Here is a 26,029-nt window from a genome sequence, read left to right on the forward strand (position 1 = left end):
TCTGTGCAACTCCAGATAGAGCGGAAACTGCGGGTGCGGCTATAATGGCCTTTTGTTGTCCCGGTAAAACCGGAAGATTTCCTTCAGCGGCCGCTTGGGCTGGAATCCGAACTCTTTCGCAAACGCCTGGCCATCAATCACCACCGGGTACTTGAAAAACTCCATGAGATAGGCGGGAAAGCTTTGCAGGCGCAGTGTGCGCAGAATCAGCCTTGGTAGGACGGGCGGAACCGATGGCACCGGGATTCGCTTGCAGCCGGATAGCTCCAACGCTCGCTGGTAGGCTACCCAGTCCTGCGACGCCACGTTGAATATTCCCCTTACTGGCTTGTTGTAAGCCAGCACTATGGCATCGGCCATGTCGTCGATGTGCATAAACTGCATCATGGGGGAGAAGCCGGCCAGAACCGGCGCCCGGTGGCTGGCCAGTAATCGCCCCATGGTGTTCTGGACGCTTGGGCCGACAATGTTGCAGGGGCGCAAAATGGTGATGTTCAGTTCCGGGAAGCGCCAAAGATAGAGGTTTGCCAGGTTCTCCAGTTCGACTGAATCGATCAGATCTGCGCTCAGGCCGGCGCTTTTCATGGGCGCCGACTCGTCTATGAGAGCCGGGTTGTAGGCCATGGCGCCGTATACGTGGAAAGTGGATAGCACCACGATGCGCTTGATACCGTATTTGTGGCTCAGGTCCAGCAGCTTTTGTGTGCCCAGAACATTGGCGTTATAGCGCCGCATCCGGGTGAGCTGGCTGGAGCGGATACGCCCTAGATGAATTACGCCGTCAAACTGGTACCGCCGAAACAGATCCTCAAAGCTGCGATGATTGAAATCGATACAGTAGCTGGGGATCTCATCACCGAGCGGCACCTGTATCCGGGCATCCACGGCCACGAGATCGCAGGTTTCCCTCAGCCGGTCGATCACCCGTTGCGCCGTTGCACCGGCGGCGCCCGTTATCAGGATTTGAGGCTTAGGTTGCGTGTTTTTTGGAACAGTCATCAAAACAGCCCTTTTCGTTCAGTCAGTCCTTTGTTGATCAGCCGGTTTACTTCAGCTTTTACCTGTTCAACTCGTTCATTGACCTGCTCTTCGGAAATGTCCCCTCCTTCAAAGTACATGGGAGGGCCAAAATTAAGATGAACCTTGGCGGGTAATATGAGCGGCATAGCGACCGGGGCATAGGGTACACCCAGGGCTTTGGCCAGGGGCTTTATGTTGGCGATAGCGGGAATGGTTTCTTCGCAACCCACGATGCCTACGGGCACGATTGCAGCGTTGTATTTCATGGCCAGGTGCATGAAGCCGTTGCCAAAACGCTGAAGTTTGTAACGATCGCGGTAGAGTTTGCCAGAGCCGCGCACGCCTTCGGGGAATACAATGATGGCTTCGTTATTGGCGAGCATTCTGGCGCAATTTACCGGATCGCCCAGTGCGGCTCCCACCTCATTCAACAGGTTGCCAAGCCAGGGTACGGTTGGGAAAAAACGTTCGATCATTGCCCGGGGAATGCGCGGATTCTTCTCCCTCGAGGCAATTGCGTAGCCCACCAAAATGCCATCAATTGGGAGTTGCCCGCTGTGATTTCCCACAATCAACACAGGCCCTTCAGCGGGCACATGTTCAACGCCGTGGGATTCGGTGCGAAAGTATTTCTCGTAGATCGGTTTTGTCAGAGAAAAGCCGTACTTGAAGGTCTCATTATTGAAACCCCAGGGGTCGTATCCCAGTGACCCTATGGGTTTGCGGATGCGATTGATTTGTTCATCCAGCTTCGCTGGAATCAATCGGGCTTTCAGAAACGATGCCAGGCTCATGCATACTCCCTTATCCGCATTGTTCAGCCACGTCCGATCGACATGCCGAGGGTGTGGCTTTGGCCTTCATTAAGCACGCGATAATCGCTTGCCGCATTGGCAGTTTCGACACACAGCATTGTCTGCCAGGCGGCATCCGGAAAGTCGCTTAGCGCAATGGCTTTATCTGGGCCGGGATTCCATACAACGGTAGAATCACTGCCAACGGCGGTCAGCTTGCGGCTGGCACCGGGCGTTGCGATGGTGAGCGGCTCGCCGCTTTCGTATATCCGATCTGTTTCGCCATCGAAATACACAGGGCCATCCTGAGTGCAATATTCCCAGTCTTTGAGCGTGTCAATGTAGTTGCTGAAGCCAAGGCCTAATACTCTCGATCGTGTGATGTCGGTTGTTGGCAGGTAGGTGTGCAGAGCCTGGCTGAATGCCAGAGGATCGCTGCTGAGGTTTGTGGTGGTGAGGGCCAGTTGGCAGCCACGTACCGAGAAGCTGAATGTTATCAGGGCCAAGGCATGGCCATTCCATAGATCGGCAAAGTCGTCGTTGGCGTTGAGGGACAAACTTATTTCGACCTCATGGGCATTTTCCCGCACATCCTCCAGCTTCCAGAGCGCCGTGCGGGCAAATCCGTGGGGGCTTGGCGTTTTTACCCGTTTGCGCACTTCCGGCGCGTTGCGGGCCGGATCGCCGAACCAGGGCCAGCATACGGGAATACCGCCGCGAATGGCTTGGCCTGGCTCGAAGCGGGCAGTGGGGCTTAGCCATAGCCAGTCGGATTCGTTCTTCGGGATAAACCGGGTGAGATGGGCGCCCTGCAGGACCACTGTGGCCTCAAAGAGGGGGTGGTGAACCTCTAATGCTTCCAGTTGTCCGATTGTATTCCAGCGGGTAAAGGACCATTGTCCCGGTGTCAGGGATAAAGGCGGCTTGTTGCTGCTCTCGGACATAAGGCTCGGTTCCGGACTTAAGTGCATCTGCTTACTCAGAGAGTAAATCAAATCTGTGTTGCGGGCGACAGCTGGTCGTAAAATAGCCTTCGAAAGCTCTGCAAATACCATCATGTCTTTAAGGAATGTCATTGGATAAAGTGAAGTGGTTAGATGAGCTTGCTCGGGGCCTGTGTGAAAGAGGCTGGTTGATTTTCGATACCACGCCCTGGCTTGGCCCGGAGTTGTTGCGAGCGTTGCAGCAGGAAATCATCGTGCTTGATCAGAGTGATGCCCTGAAAATTGCCGGCATTGGGCGCGGCAGTGTACCGGTTCAGGATCGATCAGTGCGACGTGACAAGATTGCCTGGCTGCAGGGTTCGACTCCCACACAGGCGGCTTTGTTTGAATTTCTTGAAGGCCTGCGAGTGGGCCTGAATCAGCGGCTGTTTCTGGGCCTGAAGCGTTTCGAAGCTCACTATGCAACCTATCATCGCGGTGATTTCTACAAGCCTCACGTGGACAGCTTTCAGGGCAGGGCATCGCGTATTGTCAGTCTTGTGCTTTATCTGAATGATGATTGGCAGCACTCAGATGGGGGTGCCCTGCAGATCTACAGCCGTGAAAACGAATGTGAAGTTGGCGGGCTGGTGTTGCCTGAAGCGGGCAGGGTGGCGCTGTTCATGAGCGAGGAAATCCGTCATGAGGTTCTTGAGGCCCACCGCACGCGCTACAGCCTGGCGTGCTGGTTCCGGCAGGATGTGATTCCCTTGCCGTTATCCGCGCTTATATAGCGCCAATTCTGTGAGCTGTTGGATTTGCCGTTGTAGTCCGCAAACCCTTTTGTTAATATTCGCGCCGCTTTCAGGGAGTTTGTCCTGAAACGCCGTTATGGTGGCTCCGCTGGTGCCTCCGCAACATGAAACCGTGAACCCGGTCAGGCCCGGAAGGGAGCAGCCGCAGCGGTGGAATTGTGTGCCGGAGTGTCGCTGGTGGGGCCACCCCCAGATTTTCTTCTTATCTCGCCCTGTATTGAACTCCTGGCAGCATACTTGTTTCATCTCATCACTCCCTGATCTTAGATTCTTATAACTTCTTATAAATCCGTGTCCATGCTAAAGTTGCAGGCGTTTTTCTCAGCATTTGGCGGATCATGAGCTACCAGGTACTTGCCCGTAAATGGCGCCCTCGCACCTTTGAAGATATGGTGGGCCAGGAACACGTTCTTCAGGCGTTAATTCACGCCCTGGAAAACCAGCGCCTGCACCATGCTTATCTGTTTACCGGCACCCGGGGCGTCGGTAAAACGACCATTGGGCGCTTGTTGGCGCGTTGCCTGAATTGTGAAACCGGTATTACGCCGCGCCCGTGTGGTACCTGCTCCAGTTGCCGGGAGATTCAGGAGGGCCGGTTTGTTGATCTGATCGAGATTGACGCCGCATCCCGCACCGGTGTGGATGATATGCGGGAACTCACCGACAATGTGCAGTACGCGCCCAGCCGCGGCCGCTACAAGGTGTACCTCATTGATGAAGTGCACATGCTTACCAATCAGTCGTTTAATGCGTTTCTGAAAACCCTTGAGGAGCCGCCTGAGCATGTGAAGTTTCTGCTCGCGACCACCGACCCCCAGAAGCTGCCCGTAACCGTTCTTTCCCGCTGTCTGCAATTCAATCTCAAGCGCATGACGCCTGAGCATATTGCCGGGCACCTGACTAAGGTGCTGACAGCGGAGCAAATTCCTTTCGAAGAGCCAGCACTCTGGCTGCTGGCCCGCGCTGCCGATGGCAGTATGCGTGACGCTCTGAGCCTGACCGACCAGGCGATTGCTTTCGGCAACCAGAAGCTCGCGGCCAGTGATGTCAGCAGCATGCTGGGGACGATTGACCAGAGGGATATCGAACGAATAGTGAGCACGCTGGTAGACCGCGATGGCCCGGGTTTGTTGGCAGAAATCAGCCGTATATCGGATTTTGCGCCAGACTACAGCGTGATACTTGCGGACCTCTTATCCTTGTTCCACCGAGTAACCATGGAGCAAGTAGTTCCAGGCAGTGCTGACAACGCGCTTGGCGATGCCGCGCAGGTGCAGTCGCTGGCGCGCAAACTCAGCGCAGAAGACGCTCAACTCTTCTATCAGGCCGCGCTTTTGGGCCGTAAGGATTTGGCGATTACCCCCGACGCCCGCATGGGCTTTGAAATGACCTTGCTGCGCATGCTGGCTTTTCGCCCCGGCTCGGATCGGCGGGCGCCCCCTGCAGTGAGTAACACGATTTCCAGCGTTGAAGGTGAGTCTCGCGACGAACCTGAGCCTGCACCTGCTCCTGTCACACCAAAGCCGCAAGCACCGGAACCTGCCGAGCCGCAAAATTATGCTGATGCGCCTGCAGATGACGCTTGGCTCGCGAGTCTTGATGCCCAGGCCGAACCAGTCTCTGATTACCCAGAGCCAGAGCCAGAGCCAGAGCCAGAGCCAGAGCCAGAGCCAGAGCCAGAGCCAGAGCCAGAGCCAGAGCCACAAATTACCCCGGTACCGGTTGCAGACGGGGAGTTCGTCTGGGAGCGGGATTTCCGCAGTCTCGGCATTGTGGGGATGCCCGGCAATCTGGCCAGCCACGGTGCCATGGCCCTTGCCGGCGACACCATCACGCTATTGATCGATGCAGGGCACGCTCGCCTATTGAATGCCCGGCATGAAGAAAAAATTCTGGCCGCCTTGAGAAATCACTTCGGCAACGCCATTCAGTTAGAGATAGAGCAGGGCGATCCAGGGCCCAATACGCCAGCGGCTTTCGAAGAGCGGCTGCGTGTGGCGCGTCAAAGTGCGGCAGAAGAGTCTATCCGCAACGATCCCTTGGTAAAGTCAATCGTTGAACGGTTTGAGGCGCGGGTGGTCGAAGCCAGTATCAGGCCAACAGTTGACCGGCCGACAGAGAATAAGCAGGAGGTAAAAACATGATGAACGATATGGGTGGGCTGATGAAAAAAGCCCAGAAAATGCAGGAAGAAATGCAGAAGGCTCAGGAAGAAGCGGCAAAAGCTGAAATTACCGGCGAAGCTGGCGCGGGCCTGGTGAAAGTTACCATGAACGGTCGTCACGATGTGCGCAAAGTGGAAATCGACCCGTCCCTGATGTCTGAAGAGAAGGATATTCTGGAAGACCTTCTGGCGGCAGCTGTTAACGATGCCGTGCGCCGTGTTGAAGCGAATCAAAAGGACAAGATGTCGGGCATGATGTCGGGCATGGGTTTGCCGCCTGGTTTCAAGATGCCGTTTTAAGGTGTTTTTCTGAATAGCAGTCTGAGGATAATTCATGGCGTTCAGCCCACTGGTTGATGAACTTGTTGAATCTCTTCGGTGTTTGCCGGGTGTTGGTCAGAAAACCGCCCAGCGCATGGCCTTTCACCTGCTTGAGCGGGCGCGCTCCGGTGGTACCCGGCTTTCCGATGCGTTGAGCAAAGCCATGGAAGGTGTCCGACGCTGCGAAAGTTGTCAGAACTTTTCGGATACAGAAGTGTGTGGGATCTGCGAGAATTCGGCTCGACGTACCGGCATACTCTGTGTGGTTGAAAGCCCGTCAGACCTTCTGGCCATTGAACAGGCGGGAGACTACAAGGGCAGCTATTTTGTTCTGATGGGGCACCTTTCTCCCATTGATGGCGTCGGGCCTGAGGAAATCGGTATTGAACGGCTCCTGAGTAGAGTGCGTTCCGATGGTGTAACCGAGCTCATTCTTGCGACCAATCCAACCGTTGAAGGTGAAGCAACCGCGCACTACATTTCCGACCGGCTAGACGGGTCGGAGATTCTCATCACCCGCCTTGCTCACGGCATCCCCGTAGGTGGCGAGCTTGGCTACGTCGATGGTTTTACGCTCACCCATGCGTTCCGCGGCAGAAAACCTCTGCTGGACTGATTCCGCGCCATTGTCTTCAAGGCGCTTTTAACTGGCTTTTTTATGACCTTTTCTCTACCGGCTATAGATGTCCCCCCGGCACCCGAAACCATTGACTGGATACCATTGCCGGAGGAACTGGATAAGTGGCTGGACAGCGCTCCGGGACACCCCCTGGTTCTGGACACCGAATTTGAGCGAGTAAATACTTTTTATCCTATTCCCGGGCTGGTCCAGCTTGGCCTTGGCGACCGGTTTTGCCTTGTTGATCCGGACGTTGCAGAGCAGTCTTCACGCTTTCGTGAGGTCATCGCTGATCCTGGGGTTACCAAGCTACTCTATGCCATGAGTGAAGATCTCGAGCTCTTTCGCGATTGGCTCAATATAAAACCGAAAGGCGTTGTGGATTTACAGATCGGCGCAGCTATGGCCGGTGCCGGTTTTTCTCTTGGGTATGCGCGGCTTGTTGAGCAACTCTTTGGCGAGACGCTGGATAAATCTGCCACACGGTCTGACTGGATTTCCCGACCCTTGAGTGATGCTCAGCAGCGTTACGCCATAGAGGACATACGTTTTCTTGCGCCCATGCACCAGTGGGTGACTGCGCATCTCCGGGAGCGCGGTCTTGAGGCCGCGCTGGTGGAGGAGTCCGCGCGTTTTGCAGACGAGTTGGCAGGGCAGGATGATCTCGACAAACATTATCTTCGTCTGCGCGGCAGCTGGACGCTAACGGCCCAGCAGCAGGTGGTACTTCAGAAGCTCGTGGTGTGGCGAGAGGTGGAAAGCAGAGAGCGCGATCGTCCACGGGGCCGGGTGTTGGCAGACCCACTTTTGATTGCCATTGCCGACCAGTTACCCAAGTCTTTGAACGACCTTTCCAATATTCAGGGTGTTCCCGGGGGTGTGGTTCGACGGTATGGCGAGGCGTTGCTCAAGCTTGTCGAAGAGGGGCGTCGCGCTGACATTTTCGGTATCGAGCGCATTGCGCCGCCCCTGACCCGGGATCAGCAAGCTTACTTTAAAAGCTTGAAGCGTTTTTTCAAGAATGCGGCAGAAGCATCTGATATTCCAATTGAATTGCTCGCGCCGAGAAAACGTCTTGAAAAAGTTGTTCAGGATGGAACCTTGGCCGAAAGCCCATTTTTTCATGGCTGGCGTGCTCAGATTCTGGAACCGGTAATGAACGATATTGAGGACTTTTTGACATCATGAAAGATCGGCAGTTCGTGTCTGTTTTCCGAAGCAGCAAAAAAAGCGACACCTACCTTTATGTCCGTCGTGGACAGAAGTGGGATGAGTTGCCCGAGAGCCTGAGAGCTATTTTCGGCAAGCCAGTACACTCAATGGATCTGGTTATGACTCCGCAGCGCACGCTCGCCAGAACGACCGGTGAGCAAGTACTGAACGCAATCGCTGATAAAGACTTCTTTTTACAGATGCCGGAAGAGCGTGACTCTTACGTAGTTGATTTCCGCACAAAACCTGGATTAAGAGATTCATGATTGCCCAGATCCCGTTCTGGCAGCGCAAGCGCCTGAGCGAGATGACGCCGCAGGAATGGGAATCCCTGTGCGACGGTTGTGGGAAATGCTGCCTGAACAAACTCGAAGATGCAGACACCGGCGAGGTATATCACACCGATCTGGTGTGCCGTTATATGGATGACGATACCTGCCGATGCACGGTTTACCCTGAGCGTCTCAGCAAAGTGCCAGGCTGCACGGTGCTGACACCGGGTACGGTGAACGATTACTATTGGTTGCCCCATACCTGCGCCTATCGCACGCTTGCAGAGGGCAGGCCCTTGGCCGACTGGCATCCGCTGCGCAGCGGGAACCCGGATTCCGTACACGAGGCCGGTATTTCCATACGCCACAAGGTGATCCATGAGGATCGGGTGGCCGAGGAAGACTGGGAAGAACACATCATTCACTGGGTTCTGTAATGATCGATACTGACGCACAAATTGCTTACGGCATTTTCTGGGCCGCCTACGCCATCGCTTTTGTCGTGTTTTTCTACATGATGAAAAAACTGTTCCGGTTTGTACCGCTATATGGCTTGCGTACACTATTGCTTGCTGCATTGGTGGCTTTTCTGATGACGCCGGTCGAGTCCCCTGAGCTTGCGGGCTGGTGGATACCTGCGTGGCTTTTCGGAGGTTACGAACTGATTCTCGGTGATGCAGATAACGCAGGCCGGGCATGGCTTAACCTGGGTATTGGGGGGCTTGTGATGCTCCTTGTCTGGATTCTGGATATGGTTCGTAACCGCTTGTCCCGACGCTGAGATCACCTGAAAATCTTTCGAGAACAATAATGCCGAGACTCTTTACGCTGTTTTTTTTGACTGCTTTATGGCTGCCCGCAACGCTATGGGCCCAGGAAACCACGAAGCTGACGCTGCCGGAAAGCCCCGATGTCCGGATCATTGTGGACATATCCGGCTCCATGAAGGAAACCGATCCGAATAACCTGCGGCAACCTGCTGTAAGGCTGTTGGCCCGGGTATTGCCCGAAGGAAGCACGGCGGGTGTATGGACCTTCGGCCAATATGTGAACATGCTCGTGCCCCATGGAGACGTTGCTGAGGCTTGGCGCGAAACCGCGATTGATCGTTCCCGGAAGATCAACTCTGTGGCATTGCGCACCAATCTCGGGAAAGCTATTGAAGTCGCCGGTGACGACTTTGTGACAGGCGGTACGCTGGAGAATACTCACTTCATACTGTTGACAGACGGCAAGGTGGACATCTCGGACAGCGCGGATGTGAACCGGGCCGAAGAAAAACAGATTCTGGGCAAATTGCTGGATGGGTTAGTGGCGAAAGGCGCTACTTTCCATCCGGTTGCACTTTCAGGCCAGGCGGATGCCGATTTTCTCAAGACCCTTGCGGAGAAATCAAACGGCAGTTTCAGAATCGCTGACACGGCGGAATCTCTCAATCTGGCTTTCCTGGATGCCCTGAATACCGCAGCACCGCAAGAGCAGATACCGATAGAGGGCAATGTGTTTACCGTGGATGGCGGCGTTAAAGAGTTCACGGCACTGATTTTCCGTGGTTCTGGGAACAAGGATGCAGCCCAAGGTGGTAACGATGACGCAGAGCAGGCTGCCAACCTGGAGTTGATTCGGCCTGATGGTGAAACAATCCTTCATTCCGCAACGCCTGACAATGTGCGCTGGGCACGGGAAGCAGCCTACGATCTGGTGACTATTACTGAGCCTGCAGCGGGCGAGTGGCGCATAACGGGTGAGCTGGGCGAGGGCAGTCGGGTTACAGTTGTCAGTGATCTCAGAATGGTGGTCAGTCCGGTTCCTGCGACGTTCACACCGGAAACACCGGTCAGTGTCCGCGTTGCGTTTTTTGAAAAAACGGAAAAGATGGTCGATCCGGCATTTTTGAACGTAATAAGCGTTACGCTTGACCTGACCTCTGCAGACGGTCGTAGCGGCAGCAAATCGCTCTCCAACGATCAGCCTCCGGCGGATGGCGAATACACGGATACCATCAGCACGCTTCCGGCAGAAGGTTTGTACAAAATAGATATTGTGGCGGACGGCAAAACCTTTGCCCGTAAATTTACCGCAACAACCCAGTTTATGGTGCCTGTTGGTATGGTTGAGCCGACCATCGAGTCACCCATTGATATCAGTCTTGCTGAGCAAGTAGAACAAACGCCCGAGCCGCAACCTCAACCAGAGCCCGCTGAGCCGACAGAGCAGGCGCCTGTATTGGAACAAGATCCGTCAGTTGCGGAAGAGCTCTCAGCCGAAGAAAAGCCCTCAGCTGAGGAAAAGCCCTTAGCAGAAGAACTGTCTGTAGCTGCACAAGAGCCCATAGCAGAAGAGGAATCCGAATCCGCGTTACCTGTGCCACTCTGGATGGTTGGAGCAGGAGCGGGCGCTCTGGCGGTTCTCGCACTGATCATTGTTTTGGTCATGCGCAAGCGTAGTGCAGCGGCCGGTGATAGCAGCGTGAACGAAGATACTGAAGATCTGGATGATCTGAAGCAGGAAATGGCTGATCTTGAAGCCGAGACTCCTGTTGTAATGGCAGAGCTCGAGCCAGAGCCAGAGCTTGAATCCGAACCCGAAGCCGTGCTGCAACCGGAGCCTGTATTGCAGCCCGAACTGGAAGAAGAACCGGCGGAAGAGGACATACCGGTTGCAAGCACCGTTGTGGAGCCGGAAGAGGATATTCCGGAACTGGTTGAGCCGGTAGAAGAAGACGACGAAGAAGAATTTGGCCTGGACGATTTTGACCTGTCCGAATTCGACGATTTGCCCGACTACGATTTACCTGATGAACCGGACAACGAGCCGGACGATGAACGGAAAAGTAACCAACAGGAACGATTAAAATGAAGTTTACCGGTACCGATAATTATGTAGCCACCGATGACCTGCAAATGGCCGTAAACGCGGCCATTACGCTGCAACGCCCACTGCTGATCAAAGGCGAGCCCGGCACCGGCAAAACCTTGCTGGCAGAGGAAATGGCAAGTGCGCTCGGTATGCGTCTGATTCCCTGGCACATCAAATCCACCACCAAGGCTCAGCAGGGCCTGTACGAATACGATGCGGTTTCCCGTTTGCGGGATTCCCAGTTGGGTGATGAGAAGGTCAAAGACATCAGCAACTACATCGTGAAAGGCAAGCTCTGGGAAGCGTTTGAAGCTGAGGACCAGGTGGTTTTGCTGATCGACGAAATCGACAAGGCCGACATCGAGTTCCCCAACGATTTGTTGCTGGAACTGGATCGCATGGAGTTCTACGTTTACGAAACCCGGGAGTTCGTAAAAGCCAAAAAGCGGCCCATCATCGTGATCACCAGTAACAACGAAAAAGAACTGCCAGACGCTTTTCTGCGCCGTTGCTTCTTCCATTACATTAGCTTCCCGGATCACGCCACCATGCAAAGCATTGTGGATGTGCACTTCCCGGGTATTCAGCAGCAGGTGGTCAAAGATGCCCTGGAAGTGTTCTTTGATGTACGCAAGGTGCCCGGCCTCAAGAAGAAGCCATCTACTTCAGAACTGATTGACTGGCTGAAACTGCTGATGGCAGATGAACTGACGGCAAAAATGCTTCAGGACAAAGACAGCAGCTCGGCACTGCCGCCTTTGTACGGTGCACTGGTGAAGAACGAGCAGGACGTACACCTGCTGCAAAAGCTGGCGTTTATGGCCCGCCGTCGCGGCTGAAATTCGGCAAGAGTGCGGTTTTATGTTGATTGATTTTTTTCTCGAAGTGCGGCGGGCCAAAGTGCCTGCCAGCCTGCGTGAATTCCTTGATCTGCTGGAAGCGCTGCAACAGCAGCTTGCCTTTGCAGATATGGAAGAGTTCTATTACCTCGCGCGGTTGTGCCTGGTAAAGGATGAGCGCCACTTCGACAAGTTTGATCTGGCCTTCAAGTCTTATTTTGAAGGCATTGAACACCTGGATCAGATGCTGGAAGCGCTGATTCCCGATGAGTGGTTGCGTTCAGAATTTGAGAAAAATCTGAGCGAGGAAGAAAAAGCCAAAATTGATTCGCTGGGCGGCCTGGAAGAGCTGATCGAAACCTTCAAAAAACGCATGGAGGAGCAGAAAGAGCGCCATGCCGGCGGTAACAAATGGATTGGCACAGGCGGCACGTCGCCCTTCGGTGCAGACGGCTATAATCCGGAAGGGTACCGCATTGGTCAGAAGAAAGGCCGCCACGGTCGCGCCATCAAGGTTTGGGAAAAACGCGAGTTTAAGGATCTGGACGACAGCGTGACCCTGGGTATTCGTAACATCAAGGTAGCGCTCCGACGCTTGCGCAAATTCGCGCGCCAGGGGGCCGCAGACAAGCTGGATCTGGACGACACCATCCGCTCCACCGCTCGCAATGCGGGTTATCTCGACCTTAAGATGGTGCCGGAGCGCCACAACGCGGTTAAAGTGCTGATCTTTTTCGATGTGGGCGGTTCCATGGACCCTCACGTGCGGGTGTGCGAGGAGCTGTTTTCCGCCGCGCGTCTTGAGTTCAAGCACATGGAGTACTTCTACTTTCATAACTTTGTGTATGAAAGCTTATGGAAGAACAACGTCCGGCGGATGAATGAAACCACGAGTACCTGGGACATCCTTCACAAGTACTCGCCAGACTACAACGTGATTTTTGTGGGCGATGCCACCATGGCGCCTTATGAGATCTCCCACGCTGGGGGCTCCATTGAACACTGGAATGAAGAATCCGGTGCCGTCTGGTTCCAGCGCATAAGCGAACATTTCCGCAAGGTGGTCTGGATCAATCCGCTACCCGAGAGCTACTGGGGGTCGGGTGGTTCCCTCGGTATGGCCAGACAACTTGTGAACAATCACATGTATCCGCTCACGGTGGAAGGCCTTGAATCGGCCATGAAGCAATTGAGCAAATAAAAAAGCCGATGCGGTTGAGACATCGGCAAAGCTCGGCATATCAAGCGGGATGTGTGGAACACATTCCCGCCTGTTTACCTCAGCAATTACAGGGCCAGAAGTGAATAGTCGCTGCAATACAGCTGAGTAGCGTCTCTTCACTACAGATTTCCGCTTCCAGCCTCCCGCGTTGCATTCTCCTCCTGTTAAATAAATCGACACGTTCTTCCGTTTGCTCCCGCGGGTTTTTCTTGCGCCTTTTCCGGCAATTCGGGTTTTCGATTTGGTGACCTGGATACCGTTCTTCGCAGTTACCAACTGTTACTCTTGCTGGCACTTGGTTACAGAGCCCGGTCAAAGTCCCGGAGGCGGGCTCAGTCAGACACAGCAGGAGCGGAAGGCTTATGTTCGGCCCACGAAACACGCAAGAGCGCCGGTACGGACAGCGAGAAGGATTCGGTGCCGGATTGACAGGCGGGATCATTGCTGTGGTGCTGATCAGCTCTAACGCCGCGGGCGCATCTTCTCTCGATAACGAAATCGCTCGCCTCGAAGCCGAAATCGTTGCTCACGCAGACGAGGTTTTTCAACTGGAGCAAAAATTACCTCATTCAGTGGACACTCGCTTGGCCGTATTTCTGACACTCGCCAGCCGGGATGGCTTTGGTCTGGATTCCGTGGAAATGTTTGTCAACGGTGAGCCCGTTGCTTCGCACCTCTACAGCACCCGGGAGAGCGACGCCCTGCAACAGGGCGGTGTTCAGGAGCTTTTTACCGGCAATCTCGCAAACGGACAGCATCAGCTGAGAGCGGTGGTAACCGCGCGGGCTCCCAATGATCATTTCGTGCGTCGGGAAACGACTCACCGGTTTCAAAAACGCCCAGGCAAGCTTCGCCTGAAGATGGTTCTGGAAGCCACAGCGCCCGATTATGAACCCCGTGTTTCCATGGCTGAGTGGAAGTAGCAGGCCATGAGGTTGTCGATTTTAAGCCGCGCCGCCATTGGAATCAGCCTGGCGGGTTTATTAACCCTGGTGGGGTTGCCGGCTTATGGCGATTCGTCTGCACCACGCAAGCCCAGGCAGCAGGTGCTATACGAGCAGGCGGAGCTTGCCCGTGCCGGTGGAGATTCGGAACAAGCGGGCAAGATACTTGCGGGTATGGCTGAGGGATACTGGTCGGCGGTTGGTTACCTCAACCTTTCCAGCGATTATGCCCGTAACGATCTGAACCCCTCCCGTGCGTTAGTCTCCCTCAGGGTAGCGCTGGCCATGGCGGACAAAGATCCAGATACCCAACGCAAAGCTGCGCTACGCAGCCGTATTCTGTTGCGTGCCGGCTATCTCGCTTATACAGGCTCAGATTATGAGAAGGCCATTGGCTTTCTGGAAAAAATTCCCCTCGACAGTCATAGAACACCTCAAGCCCTTTATTTTCATGGCCTGGCTTTGGCAGAGCAGGGTAACCACCGTGCGGCCATGCAAAGTTGGCACCGGGCAAAAAAATATCCTTTGGCATACCCTGGTGTTGCCGATGCGTGGATAGGAATGGGGCGAGGCTACGATCTTTCCGGCTATCTGGGGCAGGCCGGTGAGGCCTATCTGGCCGCGAATGCGGCCTACGAAAGTGAGCGGGTCACACTGGATAAACTGGCAACTCGGATTGAAGAGCAGGGGGCATACAAAGCCTTGGTGCTGGATGCAAGAAGCTCGTTTTTCAGCTCTGAAGAAGCGGGATCAAGCCGGCAGAAAGTAGAGTGGTTTCTGGCGGACAGTCGCACGCTCACCCAGCCGCGTATGGCCTATCTTCTTGGTTTTATGGAGCAGCCTGCTGCGCAGCAAGCCGTCAGCAGGGTTGAAGGCCTGGCACTGATGGCGGACCAGCTCGAACGCAACGTTCAGGACCTTGGTGTTTATATCGTCGCGATCACCGATCAGCTTGATGCGCTCGAGGGTAGCTCCGGGAATCTCAAGACTCTACTCGCGGACACTCGGACGCTTCGTAAAAGCTCGCTCGCCTATCTGGAATCCGTTTCGGCGCTGCGCACTCAGGCTGATGTGTTGCTTGATCGTCTGGCACTTGAATTTGTTGCCGTTCAGGACAAAAGAATGGTTTCTGCTCTGGATAAAACCGAGCAACAGATTGCGCATCTCTACGAGTATCTCGCTTTAAAGGAACTGGATTCCGGGGAGCAGATACGATGAAGGGTTGGGGTGTATTCGTATTACCGCTGTGTTTGTTTTGTAGCCTGGCAAACGGGCAGGCGTCTTTTCGAGTCGAACTTGGAAAGGATGGTGAAACCATCGCGGACATGCGCCCGGTGTTTCTGAAATTCGAGACCGGGCCGCTGCCCGCGATTTCCCCAGCCGAAGTTGCAAGGCGCTATCAGCGCCTGTTCAACACAACCGATGAGCCCGCAGTGCGTGTTGACGCCCTGAATCGTCTGACCAATATCCGTGACCGCTCCGGTGAAAATATAGGATTCACCCCGGCGGAAGAGGCAGAAGTGTATCAGCAGGCGATTCAAAGTTATGAGTCGATTCTCCAGCGTGGTGCTTTCGGGGGGCGGCTGGATGAACTCTTGTATCAAATGGCCAAAGCCTATGCTTTGACAGGCCAGAACGACGCTTCTGCAAAACGCCTGCAACAACTGGTTGGCCTCTATCCCGAGTCGCCCCTGGTGCCGGAGGCCCGGTTCCGGATTGCGGAATCGGCATTTGCCGCCGGGAATTACGTTGAGGCTGAAGCAGGATACCGTGAGCTTGTTGACGGGAAAGGCGATGCCGGGGAGCTCGAAAACAAGGCGCGTTACATGCTCGGTTGGACGTTGTTCAAACAGGGTCCGCAAGCTTGGGAGCGGGCCGGGCGAAGGTTTGTTGCGGTGCTGGATGAGTCCCTGCCAGATGCCGGAAGTCTTGATGAAGTTCCGGAATCCAGCGTAGACAGCATTGATGACACGCTTCGGATTCTGGCCCTGATGGCCAGCCGCAGGAGCGGTGCAGACACGCTGATAAACTGGCTGCAGCCTGAGGACCGAACATTGCTGCGCCCATGGACGCCTCTTGTATTTGATCGTCTCGCTGATCTATACGCGGTGCAGGGCAACGCCGAGGCCAGCGTAGCGACCAACAGGGCATTTGTGGAGGCGTTCCCGGAGCACCCTCAACGAGCCGCTTTTATGGGGCAGGTCGTTGATGTGTTGAACGGCGCTGGAAAGCCCGATAAAGCCAGGATCGCCATGGGCGATTACATCTCCCTGTTTGCCAGGCAAGGCGATTTTGGCAGCCTGGAGCCTATTTATCGTAAAAAATGGCGCGAATTCAGCCGTTTTCTGGCGGATTTTCACTATTCCGAGGGCTCATCGGATACTGACACTCCGAAGCGCCATTTCGCAATTGCGGCGGAGTACTACGAAGGCTTGGCGAGCCGCAGCGACGATGCCGGGGAGTTTTTCCGCCTCGCCGGTGACGCCTGGCTGCAGGTGGCGCAGGTTGAAGAGCCCTCCCGGGCACTGAGAAACTTTCGTAAGGCTGGGTATGACGTTCCACAATACGAGCACAGAGCCGATGCCGCATGGGCCGCTGTTGCCCTGGTCAGGGCTGAAATCAGCGGTGAGGTTGCGGCCTCTGAGTATGGCTCCGGCCTTGAAGATCTTGCCGCAGAAGCAGATCGTTTTACTGAGCATTATGCTTCCGACCCACGTGGGCCCGGGTTGCTGGCCGATCTCGCAGGCCGCTGGCTTGAAGCCGGAAACAACAACCATGCGTTAGGCTACGCCGCTCGAGCGGTCAAACATCCTCAGGCAACACCTGAAACCCGTTATGCCGGATGGGTGGTAACGGCAAACGTGCGTGGCAATAGAGCAGAGTACGGACTTTCGGAAAGGGCCTTGCGTGAAACATTGGAGTTGACCTCTGGGCCATCCGCAACGGATGCGATGAAACATGAAGCTTCAAATCATAGACTGCAGCTTGCCACTGCAATATATCGTCAGGGCGAACAGGCGGCCGCTTCCGGTCAAACGGCGATTGCTGTCGCTCACTTCCAGCGAATTGAAACGGTGTTGCCGGGCTCCTCAACGGCGATCAAAGGTCGCTTTGACGCGGCCAATACACTGCTCAGGGCATCAGAATGGCAGCCTGCGATCAAAGAGCTTGATCGCTTCCGCACCGATTATCCGCGCGACGCGCTGACTCCGGAGATCAGTGAAAAACTGGTTTGGGCTTACACTTCCTCGGGCCAACCTGCGCTCGCAGCCAGGGAACTGATGAGTATGGCTAACAACCCCGGCGGACGGCCGTCGCAGGGACAAGAGCGCATTTGGGGCTACCGGCTTCGGGCGGCGGAACTCTTTCATACCGCAGAAGCCTATGAGCAGCGCAATGCACTTTATGGGAATTACCTCGCGACAGGCAGCGTGGCGATAGACGCGGATGAGCATATTCGGTTGCAGACCATGCGGCATCGGTTGATTGAGACGGGAAGCGACGCAGCCCGCTGGCGTGCCGAGTTGGTTTCTGCCGAGCTGGAAAGTAGCTGGCATTCTGAGCAGACCTTGCAGTGGGCGGCTCGGGGGTCCTTGGTAATGGGCGCTGAAGCGGCAGCCGAGTTTGCCGGCATTATGCTGAGCATTCCCCTTGAAACGTCGCTGGAGCGAAAGCAACTTGCCATGGAAAAGGCTCAAACCCACTTCCGCAATGCAGAGTCGCTTGGTGGCTCTGTTGTATTGCCCGAATCCATGTTCCGTCGTGCCGAGCTCCACCGCACCATGGCACGGGATCTTATGGCATCTACTGCACCAGTTGAACTGAATGAACTTGAGCAGATGCAATACCGGATGCTGCTTGAAGAAGAAGCTTACCCGTTTGAGGAGCGTGCAATTGCCCTGCACTCGGACAATCATCAACGCATTACAACCGGCGGGTTTAATGTGTGGATTGAAAAAAGCCTGGGTGTTCTTGTGGAGCTTCACCCGGGCCGCTACGAACGACCACTGCGCTGGATGAGCATACCCACGGAGGCCAGTGACGATGCATGAACAGAAATACGTCTGTTTGCCGGCTCTGAAAACATGGGCTTTTTGTTGCGCGCTGTCTGCATCTCTTCTACTCGGGGGTTGCGCGGCAAAGCCGATGGCCACCCCCGAGCACCCTGATCCCGCCGCTCTCAGCCCCGCTGATGTAGCAGCCCTCAATAATCAGGCACTCAGGCTAAAAGAGCAGAACCGGTACAGAGAGGCTGCTGTGCTTCTGGAAACCGGTCTGCAGAGTTCACCAGACGTTGCCGAGCTGCATTACAATCTCGGGGTTATTTCCGAGCTCTACTTGCTCGATCTGGACAGAGCACTAAGGCACTACAGGCGGTATCAGGAGCTTTGGTCCGGTGAGGACAAAAAAATAACGGGATGGATTGCTGATCTGGAACGGAGGCTGGACTAAATGATGAAAACTGCTTCCTGGCCATCTTGTACGATCGCTGCCGTTTGCTTGTCGGGGTTGCTGACATTGCTATCGCCGGTTGTTTGGGCGGTGTCAAATGTTGAGGATGAAGGGCAGGGTAATAAAGTCCTGCAAGAAAAAGTAAAAGGGAGTCAGGCTGTTCGTCTGAGCGTCGAAGGTATCTCTGCCAGTGCGGGTGAGGATGAGCCACGCGTACTGACGATTCTTCCTTGGCGAGCGCCCACCTTGCCACGCCAGCCAAGGACAGAGTTGGACAGCACCGCTGCGGAGTTGGTCCAGCCAGTGGACCCGCTAGTGCTTGAACGTCATCGAGAGTTTCGGCAGAGCCTCGGTATTACCCCTCCTGGCGGGCGACCCGGAGAACGGCGATGACGGGTATGAACCTGATGCCTGCCGACACAGATTTTGGTCTCCCGGAGCATTTTGCCAGCATCTCTGTGTCGTCGCTGTCCTGGAACCACGAAAAGGGCGAGCGACGGCGCCTGACCGTTATCACGGCCCTGGCGATTTTGCTTTTCGTGCCGCTTGCTTTGGTTATTCCGGTGCTCGACGTTCCAGAGCCTGAGCGGGAAAGAATAGAAAGCCTGCCGCCTCAGCTTGCCAGGCTGCTCGTGAAGCCAGAGGTCATTGAAAGGCCAGCCCCTGAGCCCGTAAAAGAGGTGGTGCCAGAGCCAGAGCGTCCCAAACCAGCACAGGTTAAATCTGAGCCAAAACCTGAACCAAGACGTGTTCCCCAGGTGACCAAACCGGTGGCACAAAAAGCGCCTGCGAAGCTATTGCCGGAACCCGCCAACCAGAACGTGACGCAGGCCCGTGAAAAAGCATCCCGTTCTGGCCTGCTAACCATGAGAGATCACTTGGCTGCGATGCGCAAACCCGAGCCCAAAGCCGCTCCGGTGATCCAGGCAAACGCTGGAAGTGTTTTCGGTGCTGGAAAGCCCGCGCGAGCCGAGGCGCAAAGATCCGAAGATACACTTCAAGGCAGTGGAGGGGTCGCAGACGCACAGCCAACGCGGACGGATGTCGAGGTCGCCGGTCACGACGTAAGAAAAGTGGAAGCGGTCCAACTAGTCGCAGAGTCGCAGGTGGCAAAGGTGGAGGGTGCACCAGTACCAAAACAGAAGCCTTCCGTGGGTGAGCGGGCTATGAGCAATATCCGTCAGGTATTTGATTCCGGGAAAACTGCACTTTATTCGCTCTACCAGAGAGAGTTGCGGCAGGATCCAACTTTGGCAGGCAAGGTTCTGCTGGAGTTGGTCATAGAACCTGACGGGTCTGTGTCAGCTTGCAACGTGATTAGCTCCGAGCTTGGGAACCTGGCACTTGCGCAAAAAATTGCCATGAGGGTGCGCCTTTTCAACTTCGGTGCTGCTAATGTTGAAGCCCGGAAGATACGATTTCCCATTGATTTTCTGCCGGGCTGAAACTGCCTCCCGGTTGTCAGCTGTGACCTTCAATAGTGATGTTTGGAAGTGTAGGTTTGTAAACGGATACCTTGTCCGTGGGCGCAATAACCCTGGCTTCACCCGTGACAACTTTCTGATTGTTCTGGTTGGTTACCTCACACCGGAAAACAACCCGGTTTTTCGGGTCTTTGCGCAAGACTGTCAGCTTTACGGTCACCGTATCGTTGAGTTTGACTGGTCGCTTGAACGACAAGCTCTGTTCCAGATACACAGTACCTGGGCCAGGCATTACCGTGGCCAAAGCAGCAGAAATCAGTGCCCCGCTCCACATGCCGTGGGCGACCCGTTCCCCGAATATGGAGCCAGCAGCGTAGTCCGGATCCAGATGCACCGGGTTTGCATCTCCGGAAACAGCGGCGAACAACACCAGCTCATCTTCTGAAAGCGTTCGGACGAATGTTGCGGCGTCGCCCTCATTTAGCTCGTCATAAGTAATGTTTTCAAGGATGTCGAGGGTATCGCTCATCAGGTGCTCCATGTGCGAGGCTTAGCGGTTGAGGTGTTTCAAGTTGGGATCTGAAACTACCTCATCGTTAACAAAACTGCTATTCTCTCCCCACTTTTTCGAGACTGATACTTATGTCGAGTTGATTTTTGAACTTCACGACATTCGTCAATCATTATAAATAAAAGCGCCAGACAGGAGATGGTGATGGATTTTGAGAAGTTCTATCAAGACAAATACCCCGCCAGCGTTCCCCGTACAGTTGATCTGAAAAAATACAGCAGCATGGTGGACGTGTTTAACCGGGCTGTTAAAACATACGCAGACCGTCCTGCATTCAGCGCTGTCGGTGCAACTCTCAGCTATCGCGATCTGGACACTCAAAGCCGAAACTTCGCAGCCTGGCTGCAAAACAAGACTGACCTGAAACCTGGCGACCGTATTGCCGTGCAAATGCCTAACCTCACCCAGTACCCGGTTGTGGTTTTTGGCGCCATGCGTGCTGGCCTGATCGTGGTCAATACCAACCCGCTCTATACCACTCGCGAGATGGAGCACCAGTTTAACGATTCAGGTGCCAAGGCACTGGTTGTTCTGGCGAACATGGCTGAGAACGCAGAAAAAGTGCTGCCTCATACCAGCATTGAGCATGTCATTGTGACTGAGATTGCCGACATGCATTCGCCCATCAAACGCACCTTGATGAATGCCGTCGTCAAGCATGTAAAAAAGATGGTTCCTCCGTTCAATTTGCCGCAGGCCCACAAATTGCCGGCCGTGCTCAGTGCAGGTGCTCGCGAAAAATTTACGCCGGTTGAGTGCTCGCAGGACGACATCGCCGTGCTTCAGTACACCGGCGGAACAACCGGCGTCGCCAAGGGCGCGATGCTTACCCACGGAAACCTGGTAGCCAATTTGCTGCAGGTACGCCCGATGATGGAAGACACCATTACGGAAGGGCAGGAAGTGGTGATTGCGCCTTTGCCGCTTTATCACATTTATTCTTTCACCCTGAACTGCGGCATCATGCTGGAAGCCGGCGGCCACAACGTATTGATCCCCAATCCGAGGGATATTCCGGGCTTTGTCAAAGAACTGAAGAACCACAAGTTTACGGCGTTCCTGGGTCTCAACACGCTGTTTGTTGCTCTGTGCAATAACGAAGAGTTCCAGGATCTCGATTTCAGCCATCTCAAACTGACATCTTCCGGTGGTATGGCATTGACCTCCGACACAGCCAAGATGTGGGAGCGTGTCACTGGTTGCCCTATTTCAGAGGGCTACGGCATGACGGAAACCTCTCCGGTGGTTACCTTCAATCCCCGCAGTGCTATCCAGCTGGGCACCATTGGTCTGCCGGTTCCCTCCACGCAGGTCAAAACAATTGATGACGACGGCAATGAGACTGGGTTGGGAGCACCAGGCGAACTGTGTGTGAAAGGCCCGCAGGTAATGCGCGGTTACTGGCAGCGCCCCGAGGATACGCAAAAGTCCTTTACTGAAGATGGCTATATCCAGACGGGTGATGTGGCGGTGATTCAGGAAGACGGCTATATCCGTATTGTTGATCGCAAGAAGGACATGATCATCGTATCCGGGTTTAATGTTTACCCGAACGAGATCGAGGATGTGGTGAGCAGTCATCCGAAGGTCGTTGAATGCGCGGCAGTGGGCATCCCTGATACCAAGAGTGGTGAAGCGGTCAAGGTTTACCTCGTCGCGACAGCCGAAGGTGTCACCGAGAATGAACTGAAAGAGTTCTGTCGTGAACGTCTGACCGCTTATAAAGTGCCGCGTTTCTTCGAGTTCCGCGATGATCTGCCGAAAACCAACGTGGGTAAAATTTTGCGCCGTGAGCTGCGTGACGAGCCGGGGAACAAGTAATTACGGTGAACTTGCACTCTGATATTCGAGCCGCCCTGCACAAACCGATCAGTTTTCCGGCAGGGCTGCCGGTTTCTGATCGCGTTGATGATATCCGCGAAGCGATTGAAAACCACCAGGTTGTCATTGTCGCTGGCGAAACGGGATCGGGCAAAACCACCCAGATACCCAAGATCTGCATGAATATGGGCCGCGGGATTCGCGGCCTTATCGGTCATACCCAGCCAAGACGTATTGCAGCCCGCAGTGTTGCGGCCCGCATTGCAGATGAGCTTGGAGAGCAGACTGGGCAGCAGATTGGCTATCAAGTGCGCTTTGCGGACAATACCTCGGACCAGACCCGGGTCAAGGTAATGACCGACGGGATTTTGTTGGCGGAAGTCCAGCACGATCGCTATCTCAAGCGTTACGACACGCTGATTATCGATGAAGCCCACGAACGCAGCCTCAATATCGACTTTCTGCTGGGCTATCTGAAACAACTTCTCCCCAAACGTCCTGATCTCAAAGTCATCATCACGTCTGCCACCATTGAAGTAGACCGCTTTAGCGAGTTCTTCGATAAGGCGCCGGTGCTTGAAGTCAGTGGTCGTACTTTTCCGGTAGATGTCCGTTATCGGCCGCTGACAGGCGACGAAGATGATCGCGACCAGGGCTGGAACGATGGTGTTCTCGCGGCGCTTGATGAAATTGAACAGCATGAGCGCAGCGATAAATTGCCACCGGGCGATGTGTTGATTTTTTTGCCGGGTGAGCGTGAGATCCGCAACCTGAGCAAAGTGCTGCGCCATGCAGAACTCCGGGACACCGAAGTCCTTCCTTTATATTCCCGGTTAAGCAATCAGGAACAGAACCGGGTGTTTCAGAACCATCGCGGCCGAAGAATTGTGCTTTCCACCAACGTAGCAGAAACCTCTTTGACGGTACCGGGCATTCGCTATGTGATTGACACCGGTGTTGCGCGAATCAGCCGCTACAGCGTTCGTTCCAAAATACAGCGCCTACCTATTGAGCCGGTATCGCAAGCGAGCGCCAATCAGCGGGCAGGGCGTTGTGGCCGGGTTGCTCCGGGCATCTGTTTTCGCTTGTACGGTGAAACGGATTTTCTCAATCGCCCGGAATACACCGATCCTGAAATTCTGCGCACCAATCTTGCTTCTGTAATCCTTCAGATGGCCACTTCTGGTCTCGGAGAGATCCGCAATTTTCCGTTTCTTGAGGCGCCAGACAAACGCCTGATCAACGATGGCTACAAACTACTGGAAGAACTGAGTGCAGTCGATAATTCTCGACGGGTCACGAAGCTTGGGCGGACCATGGCGACATTGCCCCTGGATCCGCGCCTGGCGCGAATGCTGGTCACCTCCGCAGATCAGGGCAGCCTGGCGGAAACGCTGATCATTATTGCCGGTTTGAGTGTTCAGGACCCCAGAGATCGGCCGCAGGACAAACAGCAGGCGGCAGACCAGGCCCATGCGCCATTCAATGATAAAGAATCCGACTTTATCACTCTGCTGAATATCTGGAACTTTTACGAAGAGCAGCGCCAGGAACTGTCCCAGAATCAGCTCAAAAAGGTGTGCCAGAAGAGCTTTCTCAGCTGGATGCGTATGCGAGAGTGGCGCGACATTCACCGGCAACTTACGCTGATTTGCCGTGATCAAAAACTGTCGTTCAATCGGGACGCCGCCACCTACGACACAATACACAAAGCAATTCTGGCGGGTTTGCTGGGGCAGGTAGCGACCAAGGTTGAAAAAAAGGAGTACCTGGCGACCCGCAATCGCAAGGTAATGATTTTCCCCGGCTCGAAAGTATCCAAAACCGGACCAAAGTGGATTGTGGCCACGGAAATCGTGGAAACCAGTCGGGTGTTTGCTCGCATGGTGGCCGCCATTCAACCTGAGTGGATAGAGCCTTTGGCCGGGCATGTGGTAAAGCACCACTACTTCGAACCGCACTGGGAGCAGAAGAGGGCTCAGGTGATGGGGTTTGAAAAGATTACCCTTTACGGCCTTGATGTGGTGTCAAAGCGCAGCATAGCGTTCAGCAAAATAGACCCGGTCGAGTGCCGTAACCTGTTTATCCGCCATGCATTGGTAGAAGGTGATTACCGTTCGAAAGCGCCTTTTATCAGCCGCAACCGTGAAATGCTGGCCAGCGTTGAAGATCTTGAGAAAAAAACCCGTCGCCGGGATCTTCTGGTGGATGATGAAGTACTTGTCAGTTTTTACGATGAACGCTTGCCCGCCGAAATTGTCAGTGGTCGTCACTTTGAACGCTGGTGGAAAAGTCTTACGGCGGAACAGCTTCGCAATCTGGAGTTGACCGAAGAAGACGTTCTGCAACGGCCAGTTGATGCTTTGGCGGGTGACCTGTATCCGGATTTTCTGGAGTGGGAGGGGGTTCGTTACCCGCTCAGCTACGAGTTTGAGCCGACCAGCGAGCGTGATGGCGTTACGCTTCAGGTGCCTTTGATGGCGCTGCGACAAATTCCCTCCCGGCGCCTCGAATGGCTGGTGCCAGGCCTGCTTCGCGAGAAATGTATTGCGCTGGTTAAAGGCTTGCCGAAATCCCTGCGTCGCAACTTTGTGCCGGTTCCGGACTTTGTGGACGCTGCCGTTGCCAATCTTCAGCCTTCCAACGAGCCATTGGCTCTCCAGCTGGGGGAGCAGCTGCGCCGCATGACCGGTGTACGCATTGATCCGGAAGCCTGGCCGCAGAACGATCTGCCACGTCACCTGAGAATGAACCTCAGAGTTCTTGGGGATGGCGGTAAAGTGATCGCTGAAAGTCGCGAAACGGGCGCGCTTCAGAACCAGCTTGAAGGGCGTGCGGAAGAAGCGCTTGCTTCTGCAACAAACGACAGCCGGAATCAGGAGCCTGCGGGCGAGTTCACGGACTGGGAGTTCGGCGAGCTGCCCAGGCAGGTACAGACTGAAAAGGGCGGCATGCAAATCACGGTTTACCCGGCTCTTGAGGATTTGGGAAAGTGCGTGCGTGAGATTCGCTGCCTGGATCGCCTAACCGCAGAAGACACAACCCGCAAGGGTATTGCTCGCCTGATCCTTAACCGTTTCGGAAACACTCTGGATAATCTTGAGCGAAAGCTTCCCCGCTTCAAACAGTCCGCTTTGATGTTTGCAACCGTCGGGCAGGCAAAGGTTCTTCTGGACGACTTGCTTGTTTCCACTGCCATGGAGCATTTTTTACACGACCAGATACCCAGCTCCCGTGAAGAATTTGATACTGTGTTTGATCTGCATAGGGGCGACTTTATTCCTGTTCTGGAGCAGGCCGACGAGCGCCTTTATCAGGCAATGACCGGGTACCAGAAGGTCGCGAAGCGACTGAAAGGCAAGATCAACCTGGCTCTCGCTAACAGCATGGCTGATTTGAAGTTTCAGATGCAGAATCTTGTTTATCCGGGCTTTTTGGTAGCGACTCCTCCGCAATGGCTGGCAGAGTTCGGGCGCTATTTTGAAGCGGCGCTGGTAAGGCTGGAAAAAATGGCAAGGGAGATGGGGCGGGAACGTGAGTTTTTGCATACCAGCGAACTGCTTTGGAGCCGCTACGCCAACAAGCGTGATGAGCAGCAAAAGCAGGGCGTTCGTGATTCTGAACTGGTGCTCTACCGATGGATGCTGGAGGAATACCGTGTTTCGTTTTTTGCTCAGCAACTGGGCACGATCATGACCGTGTCTGTTAAACGGCTGGATAAGCAGTGGGAACTCACCCGGGTGTGATCGCTTAAGCC

General features: G+C 54.7%; 23 protein-coding genes and 1 other RNA gene. 20 read left to right on the top strand and 4 right to left on the bottom strand.

All coding sequences use genetic code 11. The features are described from left to right. Positions 1-39 precede the first annotated feature (39 nt). The 3 genes from FFI90_RS04245 to FFI90_RS04255 are packed head-to-tail and all read right to left on the bottom strand — an operon-like array spanning position 40 to position 2,758. Positions 40-999 (bottom strand): SDR family oxidoreductase, encoded by a 960-nt coding sequence (locus FFI90_RS04245; RefSeq protein ID WP_144776662.1) that lies wholly within the window; start codon positions 997-999, stop codon positions 40-42. Next, the gene (locus FFI90_RS04250; protein WP_144776663.1) at positions 999-1,814 is read right to left on the bottom strand and encodes a lysophospholipid acyltransferase family protein; all 816 of its coding nucleotides are present in this window, start codon (positions 1,812-1,814) and stop codon (positions 999-1,001) included. The genes FFI90_RS04245 and FFI90_RS04250 overlap by 1 nt, the downstream gene beginning before the upstream one ends. A 23-nt stretch (positions 1,815-1,837) precedes the next feature. Further along, on the bottom strand, positions 1,838-2,758 hold the full coding sequence (locus tag FFI90_RS04255; RefSeq protein WP_144776664.1) for a D-hexose-6-phosphate mutarotase: 921 nt from the start codon (positions 2,756-2,758) through the stop codon (positions 1,838-1,840). A 140-nt stretch (positions 2,759-2,898) separates the two neighbouring features. Here FFI90_RS04255 and FFI90_RS04260 point away from each other — a divergent pair, with 140 nt between their 5' ends. The 18 genes from FFI90_RS04260 (at position 2,899) to FFI90_RS04345 (ending at position 19,901) form a co-directional block, all read left to right on the top strand. After that, positions 2,899-3,531 carry a 2OG-Fe(II) oxygenase gene (locus tag FFI90_RS04260; protein ID WP_246123402.1) on the top strand — a complete coding sequence of 211 codons (633 nt, stop codon included), beginning with the start codon at positions 2,899-2,901 and terminating at the stop codon, positions 3,529-3,531. Between the two features lie 107 nt (positions 3,532-3,638). Continuing rightward, an RNA gene (gene ffs / locus FFI90_RS04265) (signal recognition particle sRNA small type) lies at positions 3,639-3,735 on the top strand. 155 nt (positions 3,736-3,890) lie between these two features. After that, complete coding sequence (dnaX, locus tag FFI90_RS04270; RefSeq protein ID WP_144776666.1) at positions 3,891-5,696, top strand: DNA polymerase III subunit gamma/tau; 1,806 nt, start codon at positions 3,891-3,893, stop codon at positions 5,694-5,696. After that, entirely contained in the window at positions 5,693-6,016 is a 324-nt protein-coding gene (locus FFI90_RS04275; protein ID WP_144776667.1) for a YbaB/EbfC family nucleoid-associated protein, read from the top strand. Before dnaX ends, FFI90_RS04275 begins: the two co-directional genes overlap by 4 nt. 34 nt (positions 6,017-6,050) lie before the next feature. Beyond that, the gene (gene recR / locus FFI90_RS04280) at positions 6,051-6,653 is read left to right on the top strand and encodes a recombination mediator RecR (protein ID WP_144776668.1); all 603 of its coding nucleotides are present in this window, start codon (positions 6,051-6,053) and stop codon (positions 6,651-6,653) included. Positions 6,654-6,695: 42 nt separating this feature from the next. Then, a complete protein-coding gene (locus tag FFI90_RS04285) occupies positions 6,696-7,844 on the top strand; it encodes a ribonuclease D (RefSeq protein ID WP_144776669.1) in 1,149 nt (382 codons plus the stop codon). Continuing rightward, the gene (locus FFI90_RS04290; RefSeq protein WP_144776670.1) at positions 7,841-8,134 is read left to right on the top strand and encodes a YcgL domain-containing protein; all 294 of its coding nucleotides are present in this window, start codon (positions 7,841-7,843) and stop codon (positions 8,132-8,134) included. Before FFI90_RS04285 ends, FFI90_RS04290 begins: the two co-directional genes overlap by 4 nt. Next, positions 8,131-8,577, top strand: a complete 447-nt coding sequence (locus FFI90_RS04295; RefSeq protein ID WP_144776671.1) for a YcgN family cysteine cluster protein — start codon at positions 8,131-8,133, stop codon at positions 8,575-8,577. The genes FFI90_RS04290 and FFI90_RS04295 overlap by 4 nt, the downstream gene beginning before the upstream one ends. Then, positions 8,577-8,921: a hypothetical protein gene (locus FFI90_RS04300; protein WP_144776672.1), complete on the top strand. Its 345-nt coding sequence runs from the start codon at positions 8,577-8,579 to the stop codon at positions 8,919-8,921. Before FFI90_RS04295 ends, FFI90_RS04300 begins: the two co-directional genes overlap by 1 nt. 29 nt (positions 8,922-8,950) lie before the next feature. Beyond that, positions 8,951-10,999, top strand: coding sequence for a VWA domain-containing protein (locus FFI90_RS04305; RefSeq protein WP_144776673.1), 2,049 nt, complete (start codon positions 8,951-8,953; stop codon positions 10,997-10,999). Next, positions 10,996-11,838: an AAA family ATPase gene (locus tag FFI90_RS04310; protein ID WP_144776674.1), complete on the top strand. Its 843-nt coding sequence runs from the start codon at positions 10,996-10,998 to the stop codon at positions 11,836-11,838. The genes FFI90_RS04305 and FFI90_RS04310 overlap by 4 nt, the downstream gene beginning before the upstream one ends. 22 nt (positions 11,839-11,860) lie before the next feature. Beyond that, positions 11,861-13,039: a vWA domain-containing protein gene (locus tag FFI90_RS04315; RefSeq protein WP_144776675.1), complete on the top strand. Its 1,179-nt coding sequence runs from the start codon at positions 11,861-11,863 to the stop codon at positions 13,037-13,039. Between the two features lie 383 nt (positions 13,040-13,422). Then, the gene (locus tag FFI90_RS04320; protein WP_246123328.1) at positions 13,423-13,983 is read left to right on the top strand and encodes an AraC family transcriptional regulator; all 561 of its coding nucleotides are present in this window, start codon (positions 13,423-13,425) and stop codon (positions 13,981-13,983) included. A 6-nt stretch (positions 13,984-13,989) separates the two neighbouring features. Beyond that, a complete protein-coding gene (locus FFI90_RS04325) occupies positions 13,990-15,222 on the top strand; it encodes a tetratricopeptide repeat protein (protein ID WP_144776676.1) in 1,233 nt (410 codons plus the stop codon). Then, the gene (locus FFI90_RS04330) at positions 15,219-18,056 is read left to right on the top strand and encodes a tetratricopeptide repeat protein (protein ID WP_144776677.1); all 2,838 of its coding nucleotides are present in this window, start codon (positions 15,219-15,221) and stop codon (positions 18,054-18,056) included. Before FFI90_RS04325 ends, FFI90_RS04330 begins: the two co-directional genes overlap by 4 nt. A gap of 94 nt (positions 18,057-18,150) precedes the next feature. Next, the gene (locus FFI90_RS04335) at positions 18,151-18,456 is read left to right on the top strand and encodes a hypothetical protein (protein WP_246123330.1); all 306 of its coding nucleotides are present in this window, start codon (positions 18,151-18,153) and stop codon (positions 18,454-18,456) included. Then, positions 18,457-18,849 carry a hypothetical protein gene (locus tag FFI90_RS04340; protein ID WP_144776678.1) on the top strand — a complete coding sequence of 131 codons (393 nt, stop codon included), beginning with the start codon at positions 18,457-18,459 and terminating at the stop codon, positions 18,847-18,849. It begins immediately after the preceding gene. Next, positions 18,846-19,901, top strand: a complete 1,056-nt coding sequence (locus FFI90_RS04345; RefSeq protein ID WP_246123332.1) for an AgmX/PglI C-terminal domain-containing protein — start codon at positions 18,846-18,848, stop codon at positions 19,899-19,901. Before FFI90_RS04340 ends, FFI90_RS04345 begins: the two co-directional genes overlap by 4 nt. Before the next feature lie 16 nt (positions 19,902-19,917). Here FFI90_RS04345 and FFI90_RS04350 read toward each other — a convergent pair whose 3' ends face one another. After that, complete coding sequence (locus tag FFI90_RS04350) at positions 19,918-20,409, bottom strand: MaoC/PaaZ C-terminal domain-containing protein (RefSeq protein WP_144776679.1); 492 nt, start codon at positions 20,407-20,409, stop codon at positions 19,918-19,920. Between the two features lie 186 nt (positions 20,410-20,595). Here FFI90_RS04350 and FFI90_RS04355 point away from each other — a divergent pair, with 186 nt between their 5' ends. Then, entirely contained in the window at positions 20,596-22,272 is a 1,677-nt protein-coding gene (locus FFI90_RS04355; RefSeq protein WP_144776680.1) for an AMP-binding protein, read from the top strand. A gap of 5 nt (positions 22,273-22,277) precedes the next feature. After that, entirely contained in the window at positions 22,278-26,018 is a 3,741-nt protein-coding gene (hrpA, locus tag FFI90_RS04360) for an ATP-dependent RNA helicase HrpA (RefSeq protein ID WP_246123334.1), read from the top strand. The last annotated feature ends 11 nt before the right edge of the window (positions 26,019-26,029 follow it).

It is taken from the genome of Marinobacter maritimus (genome assembly GCF_007671675.1).
Taxonomy (GTDB): domain Bacteria; phylum Pseudomonadota; class Gammaproteobacteria; order Pseudomonadales; family Oleiphilaceae; genus Marinobacter; species Marinobacter maritimus.